General features: G+C 65.2%; 16 protein-coding genes. 6 read left to right on the forward strand and 10 right to left on the reverse strand.

Going from position 1 to position 21,572, the window contains the following annotated elements:
- The first annotated feature begins 22 nt into the window (after positions 1-22).
- The 5 genes from DRB17_RS16960 (at position 23) to DRB17_RS16980 (ending at position 5,378) form a co-directional block, all read left to right on the forward strand.
- Complete coding sequence (locus tag DRB17_RS16960; protein WP_114583421.1) at positions 23-781, forward strand: arginyltransferase; 759 nt, start codon at positions 23-25, stop codon at positions 779-781.
- 171 nt (positions 782-952) lie between these two features.
- Positions 953-2,068: a TRAP transporter substrate-binding protein gene (locus DRB17_RS16965; protein WP_114583422.1), complete on the forward strand. Its 1,116-nt coding sequence runs from the start codon at positions 953-955 to the stop codon at positions 2,066-2,068.
- Between the two features lie 116 nt (positions 2,069-2,184).
- Entirely contained in the window at positions 2,185-2,718 is a 534-nt protein-coding gene (locus DRB17_RS16970) for a TRAP transporter small permease subunit (protein ID WP_114583423.1), read from the forward strand.
- Between the two features lie 9 nt (positions 2,719-2,727).
- Complete coding sequence (locus DRB17_RS16975) at positions 2,728-4,347, forward strand: TRAP transporter large permease (RefSeq protein ID WP_114583424.1); 1,620 nt, start codon at positions 2,728-2,730, stop codon at positions 4,345-4,347.
- 86 nt (positions 4,348-4,433) lie between these two features.
- A complete protein-coding gene (locus tag DRB17_RS16980; protein WP_114583425.1) occupies positions 4,434-5,378 on the forward strand; it encodes a bifunctional 5,10-methylenetetrahydrofolate dehydrogenase/5,10-methenyltetrahydrofolate cyclohydrolase in 945 nt (314 codons plus the stop codon).
- 120 nt (positions 5,379-5,498) lie between these two features.
- Here the strand turns inward: DRB17_RS16980 and parC are convergent, their stop codons facing one another.
- The 8 genes from parC to DRB17_RS17020 all read right to left on the reverse strand — a co-directional run bounded on the left by parC (position 5,499) and on the right by DRB17_RS17020 (position 14,040).
- On the reverse strand, positions 5,499-7,742 hold the full coding sequence (gene parC, locus DRB17_RS16985) for a DNA topoisomerase IV subunit A (protein WP_114583426.1): 2,244 nt from the start codon (positions 7,740-7,742) through the stop codon (positions 5,499-5,501).
- Positions 7,743-7,891: 149 nt separating this feature from the next.
- Positions 7,892-8,227 carry a hypothetical protein gene (locus DRB17_RS16990; protein WP_147274934.1) on the reverse strand — a complete coding sequence of 112 codons (336 nt, stop codon included), beginning with the start codon at positions 8,225-8,227 and terminating at the stop codon, positions 7,892-7,894.
- Between the two features lie 171 nt (positions 8,228-8,398).
- On the reverse strand, positions 8,399-9,055 hold the full coding sequence (gene eda, locus DRB17_RS16995) for a bifunctional 4-hydroxy-2-oxoglutarate aldolase/2-dehydro-3-deoxy-phosphogluconate aldolase (protein ID WP_114583428.1): 657 nt from the start codon (positions 9,053-9,055) through the stop codon (positions 8,399-8,401).
- Positions 9,052-10,014 carry a sugar kinase gene (locus DRB17_RS17000; protein WP_114583429.1) on the reverse strand — a complete coding sequence of 321 codons (963 nt, stop codon included), beginning with the start codon at positions 10,012-10,014 and terminating at the stop codon, positions 9,052-9,054. Before DRB17_RS17000 ends, eda begins: the two co-directional genes overlap by 4 nt.
- Positions 10,004-11,443, reverse strand: coding sequence for a TRAP transporter large permease (locus DRB17_RS17005; protein WP_114583430.1), 1,440 nt, complete (start codon positions 11,441-11,443; stop codon positions 10,004-10,006). The genes DRB17_RS17000 and DRB17_RS17005 overlap by 11 nt, the downstream gene beginning before the upstream one ends.
- 1 nt (position 11,444) lies before the next feature.
- On the reverse strand, positions 11,445-12,050 hold the full coding sequence (locus tag DRB17_RS17010; RefSeq protein ID WP_114583431.1) for a TRAP transporter small permease subunit: 606 nt from the start codon (positions 12,048-12,050) through the stop codon (positions 11,445-11,447).
- Between the two features lie 68 nt (positions 12,051-12,118).
- Positions 12,119-13,150 carry a TRAP transporter substrate-binding protein gene (locus DRB17_RS17015; RefSeq protein WP_114583432.1) on the reverse strand — a complete coding sequence of 344 codons (1,032 nt, stop codon included), beginning with the start codon at positions 13,148-13,150 and terminating at the stop codon, positions 12,119-12,121.
- Positions 13,147-14,040: an SIS domain-containing protein gene (locus DRB17_RS17020; RefSeq protein ID WP_161958871.1), complete on the reverse strand. Its 894-nt coding sequence runs from the start codon at positions 14,038-14,040 to the stop codon at positions 13,147-13,149. The genes DRB17_RS17015 and DRB17_RS17020 overlap by 4 nt, the downstream gene beginning before the upstream one ends.
- Positions 14,041-14,157: 117 nt before the next feature.
- Between DRB17_RS17020 and DRB17_RS17025 the strand changes: the two genes are divergently transcribed.
- A complete protein-coding gene (locus DRB17_RS17025; protein ID WP_114583434.1) occupies positions 14,158-15,960 on the forward strand; it encodes an IlvD/Edd family dehydratase in 1,803 nt (600 codons plus the stop codon).
- On the opposite strand, the gene DRB17_RS17030 is transcribed toward DRB17_RS17025, so the two are convergent.
- Both DRB17_RS17030 and DRB17_RS17035 read right to left on the reverse strand, forming a co-directional pair.
- Positions 15,957-19,334 (reverse strand): TonB-dependent receptor domain-containing protein, encoded by a 3,378-nt coding sequence (locus DRB17_RS17030; RefSeq protein WP_114583435.1) that lies wholly within the window; start codon positions 19,332-19,334, stop codon positions 15,957-15,959. The two genes, DRB17_RS17025 and DRB17_RS17030, sit on opposite strands and share 4 nt — an antisense overlap.
- Positions 19,331-21,556 carry a CHASE2 domain-containing protein gene (locus tag DRB17_RS17035; protein ID WP_114583436.1) on the reverse strand — a complete coding sequence of 742 codons (2,226 nt, stop codon included), beginning with the start codon at positions 21,554-21,556 and terminating at the stop codon, positions 19,331-19,333. Before DRB17_RS17035 ends, DRB17_RS17030 begins: the two co-directional genes overlap by 4 nt.
- Positions 21,557-21,572: the final 16 nt, after the last annotated feature.

The raw sequence follows: 21,572 nt of genomic DNA on the forward strand, positions 1-21,572 counted from the left end.
CATAGAGCCAATCTTGGAGTCGATGAACGAGCCCGGCGCCCAAATCAACCTGCGCGCGCTAGCGCGAAGCAAGGACAGACCGCCGCAGAACTTTTTTGTCCTGCGCGAAATGGCCTGCCCTTATTTGTCAGGAATGCGCGAACGCAAGGTCGTTACCGAGCTGGCCGGCGGCAACGCGGCTGCCAGCTATGGCGATCTGTCGCGCGGCGGCTTTCGCCGCAGCCATCTGTTTGCCTATCGCCCGGCCTGCCGAGGCTGCGACGCCTGCGTGCCCGTGCGCGTGGCGGCGAGGGAATACGCCCCCGGCAAGTCCCTTCGGCGCACGGTGCGGCGCAATGCCGATCTCTCCATCCAGGTTCGTCCGGCCGCGGCGACCTATGAGCAGTACCGCCTGTTCACGCGCTACCTGAACAACCGACATCCGGGCGGCGAGATGGCGCGGATGAGCTTCATCGACTACCGGCCGATGGTCGAGGAAACGGCGGTTGAGACACGCATCGCCGAGTTCCGCGACGCGGCGGGTACGCTCCAGGCCGCGTGCCTTTTTGACCTGCTCGATGACGGCACCTCGGCGGTTTATTCCTTCTTCGAGCCGGACCAGCCCGAGCGCGGCCTCGGCACCTATGTCGTGCACTGGCTGATCCAGGCCACCGCGCGGTGGGGCGGCGACTACGTTTATCTCGGCTACTGGATCGAGAAGTCCCGGACGATGGCCTACAAGACGCGCTACAAACCGCTGGAAAGCTTGACATCCGCCGGATGGCGGCGGGTGTGCGATTGAACCAGGCCTCTCTGCGCCGCGCTTACGCGAGATACGCGGCGGCATTTCTTGCTTCGGCTGCTGGCTCCTCGTATCCTCTCGCGCTAAAAATCGCGCACCGTCGCGGCCGGGGTCGCAACCGGTGTAAAAGGGGGCAACGCAAATTCAACGCCTTGGGGAGATTGGAAACACATGAAACGCCGTGATTTCATGAAGACGGCCGCCGCGACGACGGCCACCGCGGGCGCCATCGCCGGAGCCGGAAGCTTCCCGGCACCCGCCGTCGCGCAGGAGAAGCGCGAACTCAAGATGGTCACCACCTGGCCCAAGAACTTCCCGGGCCTGGGGACCAGCGCCGAGCGACTGGCCAAACGCATCACGGAGATGTCCGAGGGCACGCTGACCGTCCGTGTCTTCGCCGCGGGCGAACTGGTGCCCGCGCTGGAGTCGATCGACGCGGTGATCAGCGGCACGGCGGACATGTCGCACTCCGCCGCCTACTACTGGCAGGGCAAGACCAAGGCGCTGAACTTCTTCACCGGCGTTCCCTACGGCTTCACGGCCAGCGAGATTTCCGCCTGGATCCGATACATGGGCGGACAGGAGCTGTGGGACGAGGTCTACGACGACTTCGGCGTCAAGCCCTTCATGTCGGGCCAGACCGGCGTGCAGGCCGGCGGCTGGTTCCGTAACGAGCTGACCTCGCTGGACGACCTGAAGGGCCTGAAGTTCCGCACGCCCGGCCTTGCCGGCGAGGTCTGGCGTCGCCTCGGCGTGTCGGTGATCAACCTGCCGGGCGGCGAGATCTATCAGGCGCTGCAGTCCGGGCGTATCGACGCGGCAGAGTTCGTCGGCCCGCTGACCGACCTAGCCCTGGGCTTCTACAAGGTGGCGCAGAATTACTACTGGCCAAGCTTCAACGAGCCGGGCCTGGCGACGGAGCTGGCGGTCAACAAGTCGGTGTATTCCTCGCTCACCAAGGGCCAGCAGGAGATCATCCGCACGGCCAGCGAGGCCGAGTACGACAACATGTACGCAGAGTTCAACGCGCGGAACGCCGACTCGCTGAAGACCCTGACGGAAGAGCATGGCGTCAAGGTGCACGAGTTCTCGCGCGAGCTTCTGATCGCCGGCGGCAAGGCCGCGGCCGAGGTTATCGAGGAACTGCGCGCCGAGGGTGACGAGAAGACGAAGAAGGTCGTCGAATCCTACTTGCAGGCGCGCCAGAAGCTGGTGGGCTGGAGCAAGGTCGCCGACGGCGCCTATCTCTCGGCTCGACTGCTGCCATTCGACTACGCCCGGCCGTGATCCGGCGGCCCATGGGCATTTCCGACGTCGCGACCCGCACCGCCACGGCGGCGCGGGTCGTTACCTTGTAGTACACAGAGTCCGAGTCAAACGGGGGGCGGAAGGTGCAGCCGACGATGGCGCGACTTTCGCGTGGTATCGACTGGCTGAACGAACGTATCGGCCGATTGGTCGCGTGGTTCGCGCTGGCCATGGTGCTGGTCCAGTTCACCTTTGTGCTGATGAGCTTTGTCTTCGGCCTGGGCTCGCTCATCATTCAGGAATCGGTGGTCTATCTGCACGGCGCGATGTTCATGCTGGGAGCGGGCTATACGCTCCTGCACGATGGTCACGTCCGGGTGGACGTCTTCTATCGCGACGCCAGTCCAGCGACGCGAGCCAAGGTGGACATCGCCGGCAGCTTTCTGTTCCTCGTCCCCGTCTGCGTTCTGATTTTCATCTATGCCTGGCCTTATGTCGCGCAGTCCTGGGCGGTGGGTGAAGGGTCAATGGAGGGTAGCGGGATTCAGGGCGTCTATCTGCTGAAGACTGTTGTACTGCTGTTCTGCGCGCTGCTGGCCTTGCAGGGCCTGTCGCAGGCCACGAAGGCGTGGCTGACGCTCAAGGGCAAGCCTCCAGCGCCGCCCGAGACATCCGAGACCGGCGTGTAAGGGCGCGGCATGCTGGCGGATATCCTCGACATTCTCATGTTCGTGACGGTCTGCGGCTTCCTGCTGGCCGGCTTCCCCGTTGCCTTCACGCTGGCCGGCACGGCGTTGCTGTTCGCGCTGGTGGGTGTCGGCGCGGGCGTCTTCGACATGTCCTTCTTCGGCGCCCTGCCTTCGCGCATCTATGGCAGCGCGATGACCAACCAGGTCCTGATCGCGGTGCCGCTGTTCGTCTTCATGGGCGTCATGCTGGAGCGCTCCAAGGTCGCCGAGGAACTGCTGGAGACGATGGGCAAGCTGTTCGGCCAGCTTCGTGGCGGCCTTGGCATCTCGGTGGCCGTCGTGGGTGCGCTGATGGCTGCGTCAACCGGCATCGTCGGCGCCACCGTGGTCACGATGGGCCTTCTGTCGCTACCGACGATGCTGCGGCGCGGCTACGACCAGAAGCTGGCCTGCGGCTCCATCTGCGCCGCCGGGACGCTGGGCCAGATCATTCCCCCATCGATCATCCTGGTGCTGCTGGGCGACCAGATCGCCATCGCCTATGTCGATGCGCAGCGCGCCATCGGCAACTGGTCGCCCGAGCCGGTGTCCGTCGGCGACCTCTTTGCCGGCGCGCTACTTCCGGGCCTTATGTTGGTCGGGCTCTATATCGGCTATCAGGCCCTTGTCGCATGGCTTCGTCCGGAAAGTTCCCCGCCGATGCCGCGCGAGGAAACCGAGGTCGGCGTTGCGCTGTGGCTCAAGGTTCTCAACGCTCTCGTGCCGCCGATCGTCCTGATCGTCGCCGTGCTGGGTTCCATCCTGGCCGGCGTCGCCACGCCGACGGAGGCGGCATCCGTTGGTGCCGTCGGCGCGATCCTGCTGGCCGGAATACGGCTGGGGGAAAGCGGCGCGGCCGTGCCAACCGGCGGGATTACACGCGTGCTCGACCGTGGCACGCCTCGGCCCATTATCTTGGCGGCGGCGTCACTGGTCGTGCTGATCGTGCTCCAGGCCACGATGGACCTTCGCGTCAAGCGAGATGTCATTCCTGTCGGGGATTGGGTCGGAATCGTTATAGCGGCGATTGCCTGCATGGTGCTCGTCTATGGCTTGGTCGTGGCGCTGTCGCGGGTGCACCGAAATCGGGTTCTGACGGCGGTAACGCGGTCCACCATGCAGATCACGGCAATGGTGTTCGTTATCCTCATCGGCGCCGCCGTATTCTCGCTGGTGTTCCGTGGCCTGGGCGGGGACGAGCTGGTGCACGCCGCGTTGACGGGCCTGCCCGGCGGTGACGCCGCCGCGATCCTGACGGTGATGGCCGTGATGTTCGTCCTGGGCTTTTTCCTGGACTTCATCGAGATCACATTCGTCGTCGTGCCGATGGTGGCACCAGTCCTGTTGCAAAGTGACATATCGCCGATCTGGCTGGGCGTGATGATGGCAATGAACCTACAGACCTCCTTCCTCACACCGCCGTTCGGGTTTGCACTGTTCTACCTGCGCGGAGTGGCACCGAAGGAGGTTGCGACGACGGCCATCTATCGCGGCGCCATTCCATTCGTGATTATCCAGATCGTCGGCATGCTCTTGCTCGCCCTGTTCCCAGGGCTGGCAACGTGGCTGCCCAGCCTCGTATTCGGATAGAAATATACGAATGCCGGCCCCTTGCTATCGGCCGGCGAACCGGATAAGTGCCCCGGCAAGCAGTACGAAACTCCGTGGAGGACCCGATGTCCAGCGCCACTGCCCGGCAAAAAGAGCCCGGCAAGGACCACAAAATCCTGAACGGCCGCGCCGTCGGTCAGAGCATTCGTGAAAAGGTCGCCGATAAGGTCGCCGCGCTGAAGGATGCAAACTGGCACCCGCGCCTCGTCTCCATCGCCATCGGCGCGGCGGAGCCGGCGAAGCTCTACATCCGCAACCAGCGACGCGTGGCGGATAAGCTGGGCATCAATTTCGACGACCGTCACTATGGAGAAGAGACGACCCGCGAGGAAATGCTGGCGGCCATCGCGGCGCTGAACGCCGACCCCTCGGTAACCGGCATCCTCATTCAGCGACCGGTGCCCAAGCACCTGTCGATCAAGGAACTGCAAGCGGCGGTGCATCCGCTAAAAGACGTCGAGGGCATGCACCCCGCCTCAATCGGCAATATCGTCTACAACGATCTGATCCTCGGTCCCTGTACGGCCGTCGCGGCGGTGGAGATGCTGAAGGCGACGGGCCTGGCCCTGCCCGGCCTGGAGGTCGTGGTCGTCGGCCACTCCGAAATCGTCGGCAAGCCGATTGCCTTCCTGCTGATGAGCGAGGGGGCGACGGTCACGGTCTGCCACCACATGACCCGCAACCTGACGGTCCACCTTCGCCGCGCCGACGCCGTTTTCGTGGCGGTGGGCAAGCCGCAGCTCATCACCGGCCAGATGATCAAGCCAGGTGCCGCGCTGATCGACATCGGGATCAACCAGATCCAGGCGGAGGACGGCTCTTCGAAGGTCGTCGGCGATGCCGACTACGAAACCTGTCACGACGTCGCCGGCTGGATCACGCCCGTGCCCGGCGGCGTAGGCCCGGTCACAGTGTCGATCCTGATGCGCAACGTCGCCAAGGCCGCGGAACTGCAGAAGCGCCACTACGAAAAGCAGTACGGCGAAGCAACCTTCGTGGCTGACGCGTAGAGTGCAAAAACGCGCTTCCCTGAAGCTGGAGGCTGCGGGCCATGGCGCGGACGCACCCATCTGTGGCTGCCTTTCGGCAACCTCCCTCCCCACCACGGGGAGACGACTAAAACGCAGTCGCTATTCCCCGAACGTGTTGGAGCGCGGGAAACCGTTGGGGGCCAAGCGTCCGGCCTGACCGCGCTTGCCAAGCCACGGTCGCAGGTCGGTCTCCGTGCGTGTCCGCCCTGCCCCGGCCGGCCACGTCAAGCCGTCCTCAAGACGGAATGCCTTGGCGTCCTTCAACTCCGCGTCCTTATAGCGCTGCAGAATGACGCCGCGCCCCTTCGCCATTTCGGACAGCTCTTCCAGTGGGAAGACAAGCAGTTTGCGGTTGCTCCCGGCGACCGCGAGGTGATCGGCCCCCTCCGGAACGGGGCGGCACAACAGGGCTTCCGTCTTGCCGGATACCGTCAGGATCTGCTTGCCGCCCTTCTTCTGCGCGACCACGTCATCCTCACCCACCAGGAAGCCGCGGCCGTCGTTGGCGGCCACCAGCAGCTTGCGCCCGTTCTTGTGCACCAGGATGGTGACGATGTCCTGGTCGTTCGGCAGGTCGATCATCAATCGCAGTGGCTCACCGAAACCGCGCCCGCCCGGCAGGCGGTCGGCCCCCAGGGTATAGAAGCGGCCGTTGGTGGCGAAGACCAGCAGCTTGTCGGTCGTCTGCGCGTGGATCGCAAAGCGGTGGCGGTCGCCGTCCTTGTATTTGACGTCGCCGGTGTCCTGGAGGTGCCCCTTCATTGCACGGATCCAGCCCTTGGCGGAGCACAGTACTGTGATCGGCTCGCGCTCCACCACGGCCTCCAGCGGTACGTCGATGTCGGCAGGCACCTCGCCCATATGGGTCCTGCGCCTGCCGATGATTTCGGACTTGCCGAAGCGCTTCTTGATGGCCTTTAACTGATCGCCGACGATACGCCAGCGCCTGGACTCGTCCGCCATCAGCGCCTGCAGGTCCGCCTGCTCCTCCGACAGCTTCGCGTGCTCCTCGCGGATCTTCATTTCCTCGAGCTTCCGCAGGGCACGCAGGCGCATGTTCAGGATGGCTTCGGCCTGCACCTCCGTAAGCTCGAAGCGGCGCATCAGCTCCACCTTGGGCTCGTCCTCCTCGCGGATGATGCGGATCACCTCGTCCAGGTTCAGATAGGCAACAAGATAGCCTTCCAGCACTTCCAGCCGCCGGGCGATCTCGGCCAGGCGGTAGCGTGTTCGGCGGACAAGCACCTCGTGCCGGTGGTCGAGAAAGGCCTGAAGCACCTGCCGCAGGTCCATGACGCGCGGCGTGGTTTCGCAATCCAACACATTCATGTTCAGGCCGACGCGGACCTCCAGGTCGGTCTGCTTGAACAGCGACTCCATAAGCACGCGCGGCGCGATGTTGCGGCTGCGCGGCTCCAGCACCAGCCTTACCTCGTCCGTCGATTCGTCCCGCACATCGGCCAACGCCGGCAGCTTGCGGTTCGCCAGCAACTCGGCGATCTTCTCCACCAGCCGCGCCTTTTGCACCTGATAGGGCACCTCGGTCACGACGACCTGATAGGTGCCGCCCTTCAGGTCCTCCCGCTCCCAGCGGGCACGCAGGCGGAACGAGCCGCGCCCCGTGCGGTAGGCTTCGACGATGTTTTCGCGCGGTTCGACAAGGATGCCGCCAGTCGGGAAGTCAGGGCCAGGCATCCGCTCGACAAGCGTTTCGATGGCGGCGTCGGGATGCTGGATCAGGTGCAGCGCCGCCTCGCAGATTTCCTCGACGTTGTGCGGCGGGATGCTGGTCGCCATGCCGACGGCGATCCCCTGCGCGCCGTTGGCCAGCAGGTTCGGGAAGGCCGCCGGCAGCACCACCGGCTCCTGCCCCTCGCCGTCATAGGTGGCGCGGAAATCGACGGCGTCCTCGTCGATCCCCTCCAGCAGGGTCATCGCAACTTCGGTCAGCCGCGCCTCGGTATAACGCATGGCGGCGGCGTTATCGCCGTCGATGTTGCCAAAGTTGCCCTGCCCGTCCACCAACGGGTACCGAAGGGCGAATGTCTGCGCCAGACGAACCAGGGCGTCATAGATCGCCTGATCGCCGTGCGGATGGTACTGACCGATGACGTCGCCGACGACGCGCGCCGATTTCTTGAAGCCCGCGTTCGGCTCCAGCCGCAACTGCCGCATGGCGTAGAGCAGCCGGCGGTGTACCGGCTTCAGCCCGTCGCGCACATCCGGCAGCGAGCGTGAAACGATCGTAGACAGGGCATACGACAGGTACCTGTCGGCTAGCGCTTCCGCCAGCCGGACCTCGCGCACGTCGCCGCCCGGCTCGTCGTCCAGTAGGTCGGTCATCAGGGCTCCCTCTGCGTGGGCGGCTAGATATAGTACGGCTGCGCCACGCGGTCCACAAGCTCCGTGGGGGAGACATCGAAACGAGCAGGAGCCCGGCGGACTTGGAAGCCTGGGAGGCCAAACCGCGCTTTATTTCGCCTGAATACGCTTCAGTCCCAGCAGACCCGCTTCACCGTTCCGCTGACCGAACGGTAGGTCACGCATTCGGACCCCCCGACATACTGGAGGACAAATGCCTGAGGATCACCCAGGATGGGCCTTCCGTTCAGCCCGTCCTTGCCGACCGACCTGAGTCCGCCGTTTGCAAACTCCTGTATACCGTCTTTATTGATCACAATAACGAAGGCTGTGTCCTTCTCGTTGACCCCAAGCTCACTGAGGCTGCCAAACGTCAATTGTTTCGGACTGTATTCGTCTTGCGCATACGCCATACCGGAACTCAGTGTGATCGCGGCTGCCAGAATCCAAACAGGTACAAGTTTCATTTTAACCTCCCCGGTCGTGCATAATAAAATACTACGGAAATCCGCTTTATTAAATTCAACTAGGGGAAGTATTTCGTATCCCATTCGGACGAATGAACATGGGAAGTTTCTTATCTCAATTATCCTGTAGCGAGGGCAGGACGGAGGGAAAAGACCGACGACCGGCTGGCGTTACCGCGACCGAATGGACGTGCTCACCAGCAGGACGGCCTCGCGAGCCCGGGCGGCTATCAACGACCAATCCCCTTGGCCGATCGCCGTGCGCGGCGCAATCCAGGAACCGCCGACGGCCAAGACGTTTGGGAGCGTCAGGTAACCGCCCGCCATATCGGCGTCGATGCCGCCGGTGGGCCAGAACATGACGTCCGGCAAGGGATCGCGAACAGCGCTCAACATCTGCCGTCCGCCTGCCGCCTCGGCGGGGAAGAACTTCTGCAGTCCGAGACCGTTCTCCCGTGCTGCCATCATCTCGGACGGCGTTGCAACGCCAGGGATAAAGGGAAGGCCGATGTCGGCGGCGCTGTTCAACAGCGAGGCGGTCGCCCCCGGGCTGACGGCGAACTGCGCCCCAGAGGCCTGGGCAGCGCGGAGATCGTCGGCATCCAGGACAGTGCCGATGCCGACGACCGCCTGCGGCACTGCCATTGTCATGTTGGAGAGCGCCTTGAGGGCGACGGGGGTGCGCAGCGTCACTTCGAGGACGTTGATTCCGGCCTCGCAAAGAACCTCGGCCAGCCTTACCGCTCTCGACGCGTCGTCGATGGTCAGAACAGGAACGACGCCGGCAGCCTTTAGCCGGGCCCGCAAATCCGCTTCGAGGGCTGTCACGACGCGGCGCCTCCGGCAAACGCGGAAGGTATGTCGAAGTCGGATGTGGCCTCGGCCGGAATAATCGCGCCACGATGTTGAATAACCCTTGCCGCAAGGTGATTGCCGGCACGCGCGGCCTCGGCCGGCGGCTGGCCCGCGAGCAATCCGCCAAGGAACCCGGCATTGAAGGAATCCCCTGCGGCGGTGGTGTCGATCGCGTTCGCCACGGGCTCGGCCGGGATTTCGCACCAGCAGCCGGTGCGGAATACGCTGGCGCCGTTGCGGCCATGTTTCACGGCGACAATGTGGGCGCCATGACCGGAGATCCTTTCGGCGGCTGCTCGTGGAGAGGGATCGTCGTAGAGCGCGGTGCAATCCTCGTACGTCGGCAGGGCGATATGGGCAATACGGCTCATCCGGTCGTAGGCGGCGCGCGCCTCGTCCTCGTTGCGCCAGCAGTTCGGCCGGTGGTTCATGTCGAACGCCACCCACAGGCCGGCGGCGCGCGCGCGGGTGGCGAGGTCGAAAAGTTGCTCGCGCTGCCCGGCATCGAACAGCGACAGGGTGATGCCGCTGAGATAAAGCCCGGCGAACTTCCCGATTTCGGCGGCAAACCGCTCAGCATAGCCGTCACGGAACATGGTGCGAACCGGCGCGTTCCAGCGCCAGTAATGGAAATGCCGCTCCCCAGCCGCGTTTGTGCGGATGGCGTAGAGGCCGGGAACCGCTCCGGCCTTGCGCGCGACATAGTCCGTGCCGACGCCCTCCGCTCGCCACGCCGCGATCATGTCGTCGCTGTACGGGTCGTCGCCCAGGACAGTGACGTATTCCGTCGCCACACCCAACCGCGCCAGATAGAGGGCCGTGTTCAGCGTGTCGCCGCCGAACGTGCGTCGAACGTTGCCGGCACCGTCCTCGCCCAGCTCGATCATGCACTCGCCAAGGGCGGCGACCGGCCCGGTGCGCTTAGTGTCCATTTACCGCCTCCGGCAGCCACATCGCGATTTCCGGGAACAGGAGCACAATTGCAAGGCCGCACAACTGCAGCAGGATGAAGGGCCAGAGCGAGGCGAAGATGTCCGCCAGGGATATTTCCGGCGGCGCCACGCTTTTCAGGTAGAAAGCCGCCGGGCCGAATGGCGGGGTGATGTAAGACACCTGCATGTTCATCGCGAACAGGATGCCGAACCAGACCGGCGAATATCCCAGATCCTGCACCACCGGCACGAAGATCGGCATGGTAAGCAGCGCGATGCCGATCCAGTCCATGAACATTCCCAGGACCAGGAGGATCAGCATCATGAACGCCAGCACGACGATGGGCGCCACGCCAAGCCCGGTGATGGCCTCCTGCACGAAGCGGGTGCCGCCCATCAGGTTGTAGACGCCGACGAGCGCGCTGGCCCCGATACCGATCCAGATAATCATGCCGCAGGTATTGAGCGTCTGGGTCAGGCTGTCGCGCAGCATGGCAAGCGTCAGTTCCCGGCGTATCGCCGCGGCGGCCAGAACACCGACGACGCCCATACACGCGGCCTCGGTCACCGAGGCGATACCACCGTAGATGCTGCCCAGCACCAGCACTGCCACGGCCATCGGGATCGCCACACCCTTCAGCTTCGCCAGCTTCCCGCGCAGGCTCATGCGCCGCTCCTCTAGCGGGGCGGGCGGGCCGGCTTGCGGGTTCAGATGGCAGCGGATCAGGATGAAGCCGACGTAGAGCGCCGCCAGCAGCAGGCCCGGCGTGATCGTCGCCAGGAACAGGTCGCCGATGGCGACGTTCGCGGTCAGGCCATAGATGATGAGCACGATGCTGGGCGGGATCATAGTGCCGAGCGACCCGCCGGCGCACACCGTGCCGATGGCGATACTGCGGTCATAGCCCAGGCGCAGCATCTGCGGCAGCGCGATCATGCCGAGAAGTACGATCTCGCCGCCAATGATGCCGGAGATTGCCGCCAGGAAGACGGCTGCGACCAGCGTCTGGACAGCAACCCCGCCCCGCAGCCCGCCGGCCCAGACCCGCATGGCGTCGTAGAGGTCGCGCGCGATACCCGAGCGATCAAGGATGGAAGCCATCAGCACGAACATCGGCACGGCGACCAGCACGTACTCGCTAATGAAGCTGTAGACCCTGGATGCCACCAGCGGCAGGCCCATCGGCCCGAACCAACCCACCGTAAACAGAATTGCGACAAGCGCGGTCACGATGGCAAGCGGCAGGCCCGTGAGCATCAGCAGCAGGATCGAGCCGACCAGCAGCAGCGAGCCCAACTCGATGCCGATACCGCGCCCTTCAATCAGCACATAACCGGCCGTTACGGCGAAGAGGACCAGCACGGCGCCGACCAGTGCCAGCGGCAGCCAGTCCCCGATACCACGCGAGCTTGTGGCCGGCAGGCTCATCTCAATGCTCCCGCCCCATGCTGTCGCGCAGCCAGTGAACGAGATGCAAGAGTGCTTGCACGCCCATCAGAACCAGGCAAACGAGAAGCCCGGCCTTGATCATCGCGGGCAACGGCGGGTTCCAGGCCGATCCGCTGCGGTCGAGCGACAGCTCGCCGGCGGGCGAGATCCAGGCCTTCCGCGTCATCAGGTACGCCGCCCAGCCGAGCGCGGCGGCGAAGACAAGGGCCATTGCCGCGTTGACCACATTCAGGATCTTTCGCACGCGCGGTCCCGCGACGGCGCGGATCAGGCCGATGCGGATATGACTGTCGCGCGCCAGGGCAAAAGCCCCGCCGAAGGCGTAGCAGACGGCAACGAGCGCGATGACCGTCTCGTGCACCCAGATGGTGGGGGCGTTGAAGGCATAGCGCATGACGATCTCGTAGAAGCTGATGGCCACGGCCACCAGGAACAGCACCCCGACATAGCGCCCCAACCGGTCCACCCGGCGGTCGAGCGCGGTGACTGGACGCGTATCGGCAAGCAGGTCGTACACGGCCTCGCCATCAGCCTGCTCTTGGTCGCCGTGTCGTGCTATCGCGGCACTGCTTGCCCGATCCGGCATCCCTGCCTACTCCATGGTTTCGGAAACGGAAGCCCGCACGCTGGCGAGCTTCCGTCCTGCCCGGCCGCCTACTGCAGGAGGCCGACCCCGCGCATGTGCGCGGTCACCTGCTCGTAGACCTTGCCGGCCATGTCGCTGCGTCCGGCCCAGTCCTTCCAGACGCCACGGGCGATTTCGCGGAACTTCGCACGCTCAGATTCAGGCCAGTCGCTGATCGTGATGTCCGGATTGGCGCGGGCCTCGGCCACGGCCTTGGCATCCGCCACCTCCAGGCGGGCCACCATGTCGCGGGCAAAGTCGCGCACCGAGACTTCGAGAATCGCCTTCAGATCCTCGGGCAAGCCGTCCCAGATCTGCTTGTTCAGCGAGACTTCGACCACCGGCAGCGAGTGGAAGCCGGGGTAGACCGGGTTGTCGGCGAACTCGTGCATGCCGAGATCGTGATTGGTGGAGAAGACCGTGTAGTCGGCCGCGCCGATGACGCCCTTCTCCAGCGAGGTATAAACCTCGGAGCCGGGCAGGTTCACCGGTGCCGCCCCGGCGCGGGCAAAGACCTCCTGCACCATGCCCTCGGGCGCGCGCATCTTCAGGCCCTCCAGGTCGTCGACGCCGTTCAGCGGCTTGGTCGACAGGAACGCCTCCAGTCCGGTCGCCGACGCGCCGATGAAGTGCAGGCCATAGGGCTCGACCAGCTCGTTGAAAAGCTCCTTACCGCCGCCGTAGTTCATGAACTTCAGCATTTGGTCGGGGTCGGACCAGGCGCCGACGAGGTTGCCCAGCATGGCGAATGCCGGATCCTTGCCGGCGAAGTACGAGGGATCGGTCAGGTGGCCTTGCAGGATGCCGGCACCCACCGCCTCAAGCGTTTCGTTGTGTGCCACCACGGCGCCGACGGGCAGGATCTCGATCTCGATGCGGTCGCCTGACATCGCGTTCACGCGATCCGCCCATGCTTGCTCGATCTTGAAGAAGTTGTCGCCCGCCTGGGCCGAGGTTTGGAACGTCCATTCGTATTTGGCTGCCCGAGCGTTGCCCGCACTGAAGCTTAACGCCACGACCGTAGCCGTGGCCGCGATTGCAAGTGCCTTCGTCACCTTCATGATGTCGCCTCCCAAGTGTCGTCGTCCTTGCTTTTGTTGGGTGCCGTTGGCCCCGGCCTTACCGTATTGAGGCTGTCCTTTATGCGAGACAGCCGGTCCGTTAGCTCGTCGCCGCAGCGCAGTGCCAGCGAGGTGACCAGGATGTCCACCACCGCAAGCTGCACGAGACGGCTGGCCATCGGCGTATAGAGAAAGGTGTCCTCGAAGCGCGGCAGCGCCAGGAGGTGGCGGCTGCCCTCCGCAAGCGGCGACGGCGCGGCCGTGACGGCCACGACTTCCGCCCCGCTTCGGGTCGCCAGCGCGGCGGCCTCGACCGTTTCGCGTGAGCGGCCGGTATAGGAGAACGCCAGGATCCCGGTGCGCGCGTCGGCGACGCTGGCCGACATGATCTGCTGATGCGGGTCGTTGTAGGCATTTGCCGCCTTGCCCAGGCGGAAAAACTTCTGTTGCGCGTCCTGCGCCACCAGGCCAGAGGCACCGACTCCGTAAAATTCGAACCGCTCCACGCCCGCCAGGGCATCCACGATCCGCTCGATGGCTTTCCAGTCGGCCTGATCCTGAAACTGTGCCAGCGCCGCGCTGGACGAGGCACAGATCTTCGCGCCGATGGTGGCCACGTCGTCGCCGGCCTCGACGTCCGTGCGCACCGATGGCGCGCGCGGGCCAAGCTCCTGCGCCAGATTGAGCGAGAACTCCCTGTACCCCTTGAGGCCAAGCTGCTGGGTGAAGCGCATCACGGTGGGCTCGCTGACCTCGGCGCGCTCGGCGAGCTGACTGATGCTCATGCCCATGACCTTGCGCGGCATCGCAAGCACGACCTCGGCTACCCGTCGCTCCGAGCGGCGCAGCGTGTGGGCATTGTCGCGGATTCGCGTCAGAAAGGCGGCCATCAGCACTCCATCCGTATCGAGAGTTTGTAAGAAAACTACAGATTCGCGGAGCGAACAACCCCGATATTGCCATTCCTGAAACCTCCTGTAACTTTGCATCATGGTGGAGGTGGTGGCATGAACCAACGCGACGACGGTAACGGCGGTAGCGACAACAAGGGTTTGCGCAGCCGGGAGTGGTGGGACAACCGCGAAACCCCGGATATGACGGCGCTCTACCTTGAGCGCTATCTGAACTACGGCCTCACCCGCGAGGAACTGCAATCCGGCCGCCCCATTATCGGCATCGCCCAGACCGGCAGCGATCTGACACCCTGCAACCGCCACCATCGGCGGCTGGCGGAACGGGTGAAGGAAGGCGTGCGCGACGCCGGCGGGGTGGCGCTGGAATTTCCCGTCCACCCCATCCAGGAGACCGGCAAGCGCCCCACGGCTGCGCTGGACCGGAATCTCGCCTACCTTGGTCTTGTGGAGGTGCTGTACGGCTACCCACTCGACGGGGTCGTGCTGACGACGGGCTGCGACAAGACCACCCCTGCCTGTCTTATGGCGGCGGCCACGGTCGACCTGCCGGCGGTCGTCCTTTCAGGCGGCCCCATGCTGAACGGCACCTATAAGGGTAAGTTGGCGGGGTCCGGCGCGGTTATCTGGAAGGCGCGGGAACTCTATTCGGCCGGTCTCATCGACTACGAGGAATTCATGGACATGGCCGCCGCCTCGGCGCCGAGCGAGGGTCATTGCAACACCATGGGCACGGCGCTGTCGATGAATGTGCTGGCGGAGGCGCTGGGCATGTCGCTGCCGGGCAGTGCCTCGATCCCGGCCCCGTATCGCGAGCGTGCGCAGATGGCATATCGCACCGGCCAAGCATCTGTCGCCGCCGTGCGCAACGGTATCCGTCCCTCGCGCATCATAACCCGCGAAGCCTGCGAGAATGCCATCGTCGCGACAAGCGCCATCGGCGGCTCAAGCAACTGCCCGGTTCACCTGAATGCCATCGCCCGCCATGCCGGCGTGGACCTCAGTATCGACGACTGGGAGTCAGGTCATGACGTGCCGCTATTGGTGGACTGCCAGCCGGCCGGGCGCTTCCTGGGCGAGGATTTCCATCGGGCCGGCGGTGCGCCTGCGGTCCTGAAGGAAGCGCTGAACGCCGGTCGTTTGCATGGTGCGGCGCTGACCGTCAACGGGCGGACGCTGGCGGAGAATCTGGGAGATATACCCGACGGCGACCGCCGGGTGATCCGCGCCTGGAACGAACCGATGCAAGAGCGCGCGGGCTTCCTGGTGCTGCGCGGCAATCTGTTCGAGTCGTCGGTGCTGAAGACGTCTGCCATCGACGGGGCATTTCGGGCGCGCTACCTCTCCAACGCGGCGGATCCGGACGCCTTCGAGGGGCGCGCCATCGTCTTCGAGGGGCCGGAAGATTACCACGCCCGCATCAATGATCCGGCGCTTGCCATCGACGAGGATTGCATACTCGTGATCCGCAACTGCGGTCCTGTCGGCTATCCGGGTTCCGCCGAGGTGGTGAACATGCTGCCGCCGGACTATCTGGTGCGACGCGGTGTCACCTCCCTGCCCTGCCTCGGCGACGGCCGGCAGAGCGGCACGTCCGGCTCTCCCTCGCTGCTGAACGCTTCACCCGAGGCGGCGGCAGGAGGTGGCCTGGCGCTATTGCGAACGGGAGATCGGCTTCGTATCGACCTTGGCCGGCGGCGAGCCGACGTCCTCTTGAGCGAGACGGAACTGGAAGACCGGCGGACGGCGGCAAAGCCCGAGGTGCCGGCGGACCAGACGCCCTGGCAAGCAATCTACCGCCGCAGTGTCGGGCAACTCGGTTCCGGCGCGTGCCTGGAGGATGCGGTCGATTTCATGCGCATCGCCCAGCGGTTCGGGGTTCCCCGGCACTCCCACTAGAATATCAGGGTCAGGCGGGCGATCACCTGTCGATCCGGCTCGTAACGTGGCCGCACGGGACGGCCGAAGTTGACGAAATTGTCATCCTGGAAATTGAAGTCGGCATCCGTCAGGTTCCGGCCTTCCAGGCTGATGATCCCCTGGCGGCCGGGAAGGCGCAGCCCGGCGAAGGCATCCAGCACGCCGAAGGTTTCCGTTTCGGTTCCGGCCCCATTGATGCGGGGATCGAAAGTCTGGTGGACGAGCGAGCCCGAAATGCCGGCGAACAGGCCGCTGGGATGGAAGTACCGCACACCCAGCGGCGCCTCCAAGGTTTCAAGCCTCTCAGGGCCGATCGATTCCTCCACGTCGATCTGCTCGAAGCTGGGCGTCAGGCTGATAGCCCAGCGCTCGGCGGGAATCCAATAGAGATAGCCGCCATAGCGGGCCTCATCCTGGTCGAACGTCTCCGACCGGTCGGCGCTTTCATCCTCCAGCGGTACATCGAGCTCGCGCCACGACGCCTCCAGGCCCGCGAAGAGGCTGTCGCCCAGAGTGACGTCGACGCCGACGCCGGAGCGCCACGCCGCCGTCCCGTTCGGATCGTCGAAGAACTGGAAGAAGCCGGCGACCTGCGATGGCTCCAACGTCTGATCGGCGAGCAGCGGCCGCCGGACTGTCCGCATGACAGCCGCGCGCAGGCGGATTGTGGGGGTCACCTCCCACTGAACCCCCAGTTTCGGGCTCAGCTTATCGACGTCGATGGCCGCCTTTTCATAGGAGTCGTAACTGAAGCCGAGCGTCCAGATTACCGGATCCGGCAGGTTGCCGTGCACGTAGCCATAGAGGCTGTGCTGGCGTTCGGTGACGTCGCGTGTCGATGACTCGGATATTCCAAACGGCTGGACCAGGGTCGAGGTCTCTTCGCGCAGATCGGTGGTGCCGACACCGCCGCCGACAATCGCGCTGTAGCCGTCTCCGCGCAGCAGAAGCTGGGTCTGGGCGTCCACGCCTTCCGCCTCGACGTCTTCGGTGATGTCGACGCTCACCGGTATCGGCACGCCGCCGAGGAAGGCGAGGCTGCGCTGCGAGTTGAATTGCTTCGCGTCACGGTCCTCGTAGATCACCGAGGTAATGACATCGGCGCGCGGCGAAAGCTTGAGGTGGCTGCCCAGCCTGAAGGTGTCCTCGTCCTGCTCGCGGCGATCCTCGGGACCGAAATCGTCCGGGTCGAAGCGCAGTTCCAGGTCCCCTTGCTCGGTATCCCGGTGGCGAGCTTCGAATTGCACGCTGAACTCGGGCGTCAGCGACACCTGCCCGAACCCACCGATGATATCGTGACGAAGATCGTTGTTGGGCCGGAAGCCGTCGGTCTCGAAATGGAACTGGCTCAAGCTGAACGAGCCTCGCCCGGCGATACCGGAAACCACGACCTCGTCCCCGAAGGTGCCGTCGTCGCCGCCCAGACCAGAGGCGGCAAGCTGGACATCGTCGCGTACGAACAGCGGCGTGAACTCGTTGAACGCGGGGGAGTTCGGCGCCGCCCGGGACGGCAGGTTCACCTCGGTCTCCGACAACGATGCCTGCACGGGCTGGATATTCAGGGGCTGCAGCAACTGCGCGCGCAGGAGCTCGCTCACCCGCGCGGATTCCTGCCGCGCGCTGCCCCGGAAGCTGTCGGCCAGGAAGCGATGGGCGGAGTGGTTGGTGGGATCCAGCGCCAGGGAACGGGACGCTTGAAGCCGCGCGAGGCGCTCGAAGCCCAAATCGTCGTAGATCCGCGCCGCGCTGGTCCCGCGAACGGCAAGGTCTTCGTCCAACAGCAGGCGCGAGCGATAGACCGCGCGGTTATCGTTGCGGGCAGTCGATTTCCGAAGATCGCTCAGCGCCTCAGTGGGCCGGTTCTCGGCCTGCTTACGCAATGCATCGTAGAAGTACGGCGTCGGCGAATCCGGGTCCAATGTCTTGGCGGTGCGCAACTCGTCCGCCGCCGGTTTGTCGCGCCGCTCCTCGAAGTAAGCTTTGCCGAGATAGCTGCGCAGCAATGCGTCGCCGGGGTCCAGCGCCGCCGCGATCTCGATCTCCTGGCGCCCCTCGGCCAGTTGGCCCTGGCGGATCTTCGCGAGGCCCAGGCCAAGCCGGGGGGTCGGGCTGGCCGAGTTCAGCGCGATGGCGTCGCGGAACGCCCGAATCGCCTTGTCTGTCTGAAAGCGCGACAACCGCGCGAAGCCGAGTATCGAGAGTGCGGGCGCAAGACGGGGACGCAGGCTTGCACCCGTCTCCGCCGCAGCCAGCGCCGTCGCGGTGTCGCCCTTCGCCAGCCACAGCTCGGCCGTGCGCGCCCAAAGCAGGCTGTGTTCCGGGAACCGCTCCGCCGCCGTCAATGTGCTGTCCAGCGCCGCATCGAGTTGAAGGTCCGCCTGCAAGGCATAGGATAACGCCAGATGTGTCGCGGGCACGTCGGGTGAACGCCGCACGGCGCGACGGGCAAGATCCAAGGCGCGTTGCCGTTGGCCCCGGGCGAGCACGATAACGCTGTCGATGGCATCCGGCTTGCCCGAGCGCGGCGCCAGGTGGCGCGCGGTGTCGATAGCGGTCCGCGCCTCTCCGGCGCGTCCGACATCGGCCAGCAAAGCGGCCAAGTGAACGTGATAGTCGCTGTCCCTTTCGGCCTCCGGTATGCGTTCCATCGCCTCGAACGCCGCGGCGAGATCACCTCTGGCCCGGGCCTCCCGCGCCGCCTCGACATTGGGGGCGAGATCTTCCCCGTCGCCCAGCGCGAACACAGGCGGGTAATAGAGCGTCCAGCCGATCAGGTCGCGCGGCCGCGTAACCGCCCGCTCTTCCGGCGCCATGCCTGCGCCGGCGGTTGCCGATGCACCGCTGGAAATGGCGAGCCGGCCCTTCTCGTTGCGCGCCTCCACTTGGCCCTGAAAGACAGTCAGGTCGGTTTTCGACGGGCCGACGCGGATATAGAACTCGGTCCCCTCCACGCCTGCGTTGACAAAGGGCGTCGAGACATTCAAGGCGCGCGGCCGGCGGCTGAAGAAATGCGCGCCGCCTTCGAACAGATCGAGGAACGACTGGCCCTCGCGTGCCGGTCCGAGTTTAAGCGTGGTGTTCTGGTCGACGCGCAGGATTGCTCTGCTGGCGAAGAGAAAAACAGCAGCCCGACTGCGCCCGCGCACGTGCAGCGTGTCGCCCGGGCACAGGCTGGCGTCCACCTTCAACTCCTCCCAATCTTCGTCTGCCCTCGACTTCAGTTCGATGATGCCCTGCGCGGATACCAGCCGGCCCACCGGGTCACGACAGCGCTCCTCCGCGATTGCAGCGGTATCGGCAAGGCAAAGCGCGAAAACGAGAAGCGCTATCCCGACGACACCGGCGCCTGTCATGGCGTATCCGCCCGCTGTCCATCGTCTCCGGCCACCGAGCCGTGGCGCGGCAGGCACTTCCGCAGGTAGTAATGGCACGGACCGTCGCCGGGATGCTCTTCCAGGATGGCCTTGAACCTCTCACCCGCCCCGGCGCGGTCCCCCGCTTCGTACAAGGACAGCGCAGCCTCGAAGTCCCGGCGGAGCGAGAGAGTAGCCTCCGGGGCTTCATCCCTTCGGCAGAGCACCTCAATGACCCGTATGCGCTCGCTCTTGCCGCGCGGGACGAACGAGCCGACGTAGCGGCCAACACACTCGGCTTCCGCGCCTTCGAAAGCGCTCGCCGAGGCCAGGATCCGCGTTCCGAGCCGCTTGTTGGTGTTCTCCAGGCGGGATGCCACGTTTGGCGTATCGCCGGTCACCGTGTAGGCGAAATGCCCGGCGCCGCCGACATGACCCAGGGCCATCCAGCCGACGTGTAACCCGACGCGCGTACGCAGTACCGGCCCGGCGCGCCTGGCATTGAACGCATCGACGGCCTGCTGAAGATACAACGCTGCAACACAGGCCCGCGCCGCCACATCCGCTTCCTCCGGCTGGCCAAGCCACACGCCTATGACGCTGTCGGCCACCGTCTGGCAGGCATAGCCGCCCTGCCTCTCGATCTCGCTCACAAGGGTTTCAAAATAGCCGTTCATGTATCCGGCCAGTTCGACCGGCGGCATGGTCTGGGAAATCCGCGTATAGCCCTCGATATCGGTCGCCAGACACGCGCCATACCGCAGTTCCGAGACACGCGACGGCGTGGCGCCCTCGACCAGATTCTCGGCAACTTCCGGCGGGACATAGTAGCCGACCGCCCGGGCGGCGTTCCGCCTCTGCCGCCGGGCCCGCGCGTACTGCAGGGCAAGACCGAGAAGCGCCGCGACGGGCGCCTGAACCACCACGGGTGTCGCCACCGGCAGCCAGAGTTGATCCTGCGCAAAGATGAGCAGTGCCGCGCCCACGTGGACAGCCGCCACCAGCAGCACCGCCGTCGCCACCCACACGCCGGGCACCAGCCCGGCCAGTATCCCACAAACTGCCCCGAAGCCCATAAGGATGGCGACCGCGAGCCAGGGCCTTGCCGGATTGACATAACTTCGATCGAGCAGGTTTCCGTAAGCCGTCGCGGCCAGTTCGACGCCGCTGAGGTCAATGCCATCGGCTTGCGAGAAAACGGTATAGAAGCCGTCCTTGTCCGCCGCCGCGAGGCGCGCCTCGCCCACGAACACGACCTTGCCGGCCAGGTCGGGTGACGGGCCTTCGCTCCCTTCAAGCAGACGGTCCGCACGGTATGTCGGCACCGTGTCCGGCGGGCCATACAGGTTGAAGTAATAGCTGTCGGGGCCGGTGTAGAGTTGGCTCAATGCACGCAAGCGGCGCTGGATGTGCTCTGGCGTCTCGTCTTTCGTCAGCGCCGCGTCGAGATGGCCCGGCAACCATTCCAGCCCCGCAAGCCGCCTGCGCAGCTTGCGCATCAATCCTTCCAGATTGGCCCGTGATGCTTGTGTGGCCTCGGGAATGCCGGAAAGTCCGGCGCCTGCAAGCAGTTCCAGGAACCGTGGAAGCAAATCGACGTTCCGCACCTGCAGCGCAAGCGCCGGCAAGGTCGGCACATCGCCAAGGCTTGGCTTGAAAGCCCAGAACTGACTTACACGCACAGGGACCTTGGGTAGCGGGAAAGGCGCCGCGCCGGCTGCTGCCTGTTTCAACGCCGAAACGGGCTGTCGCAGCCGCTCCACCGAGATGTTGCTCACACCCGCCACGCTGTCTACTTCGATGGGTTGCAGCAAGGCGACGCGGCCCGACGAACGGATGGCGTCCGCCAATCGCCTGTCCTCTCCATCGGCTCCGGGCTCGGTGAAGCCAACGTCATATACGATGGCCTCGGCGCCGAGTCGGTTGAGGGTGTCGATCAGACGAGCATGACAGGAACGTGGCCAGCGGTCAGGATACGGTCGCGGTGCCGCCGCGCAGTTCGATCCCGGTTCCCGTGGCAGACGCCGTCCATCGACCGCCACCACGACGGCGTTTTCGGGTGCCGGCCCGCTGCCTCGCAACTCGAACAGCCACGCTAGCCCCAGCGTCTCCTCGAACCGTCCGCCAGGGTTGCTGAACGCGGTCACAAGCCCGACAACGCCCACGACCACGGCGACGGTGAGGGCAAGCAGCCAGTTCGATAGACGAAACCTAGACCGCATCGCGCAACCTCGCCTC

Source organism: Ferruginivarius sediminum, assembly GCF_003344765.1.
In the GTDB taxonomy this organism is placed as follows: domain Bacteria; phylum Pseudomonadota; class Alphaproteobacteria; order Kiloniellales; family Rhodovibrionaceae; genus Ferruginivarius; species Ferruginivarius sediminum.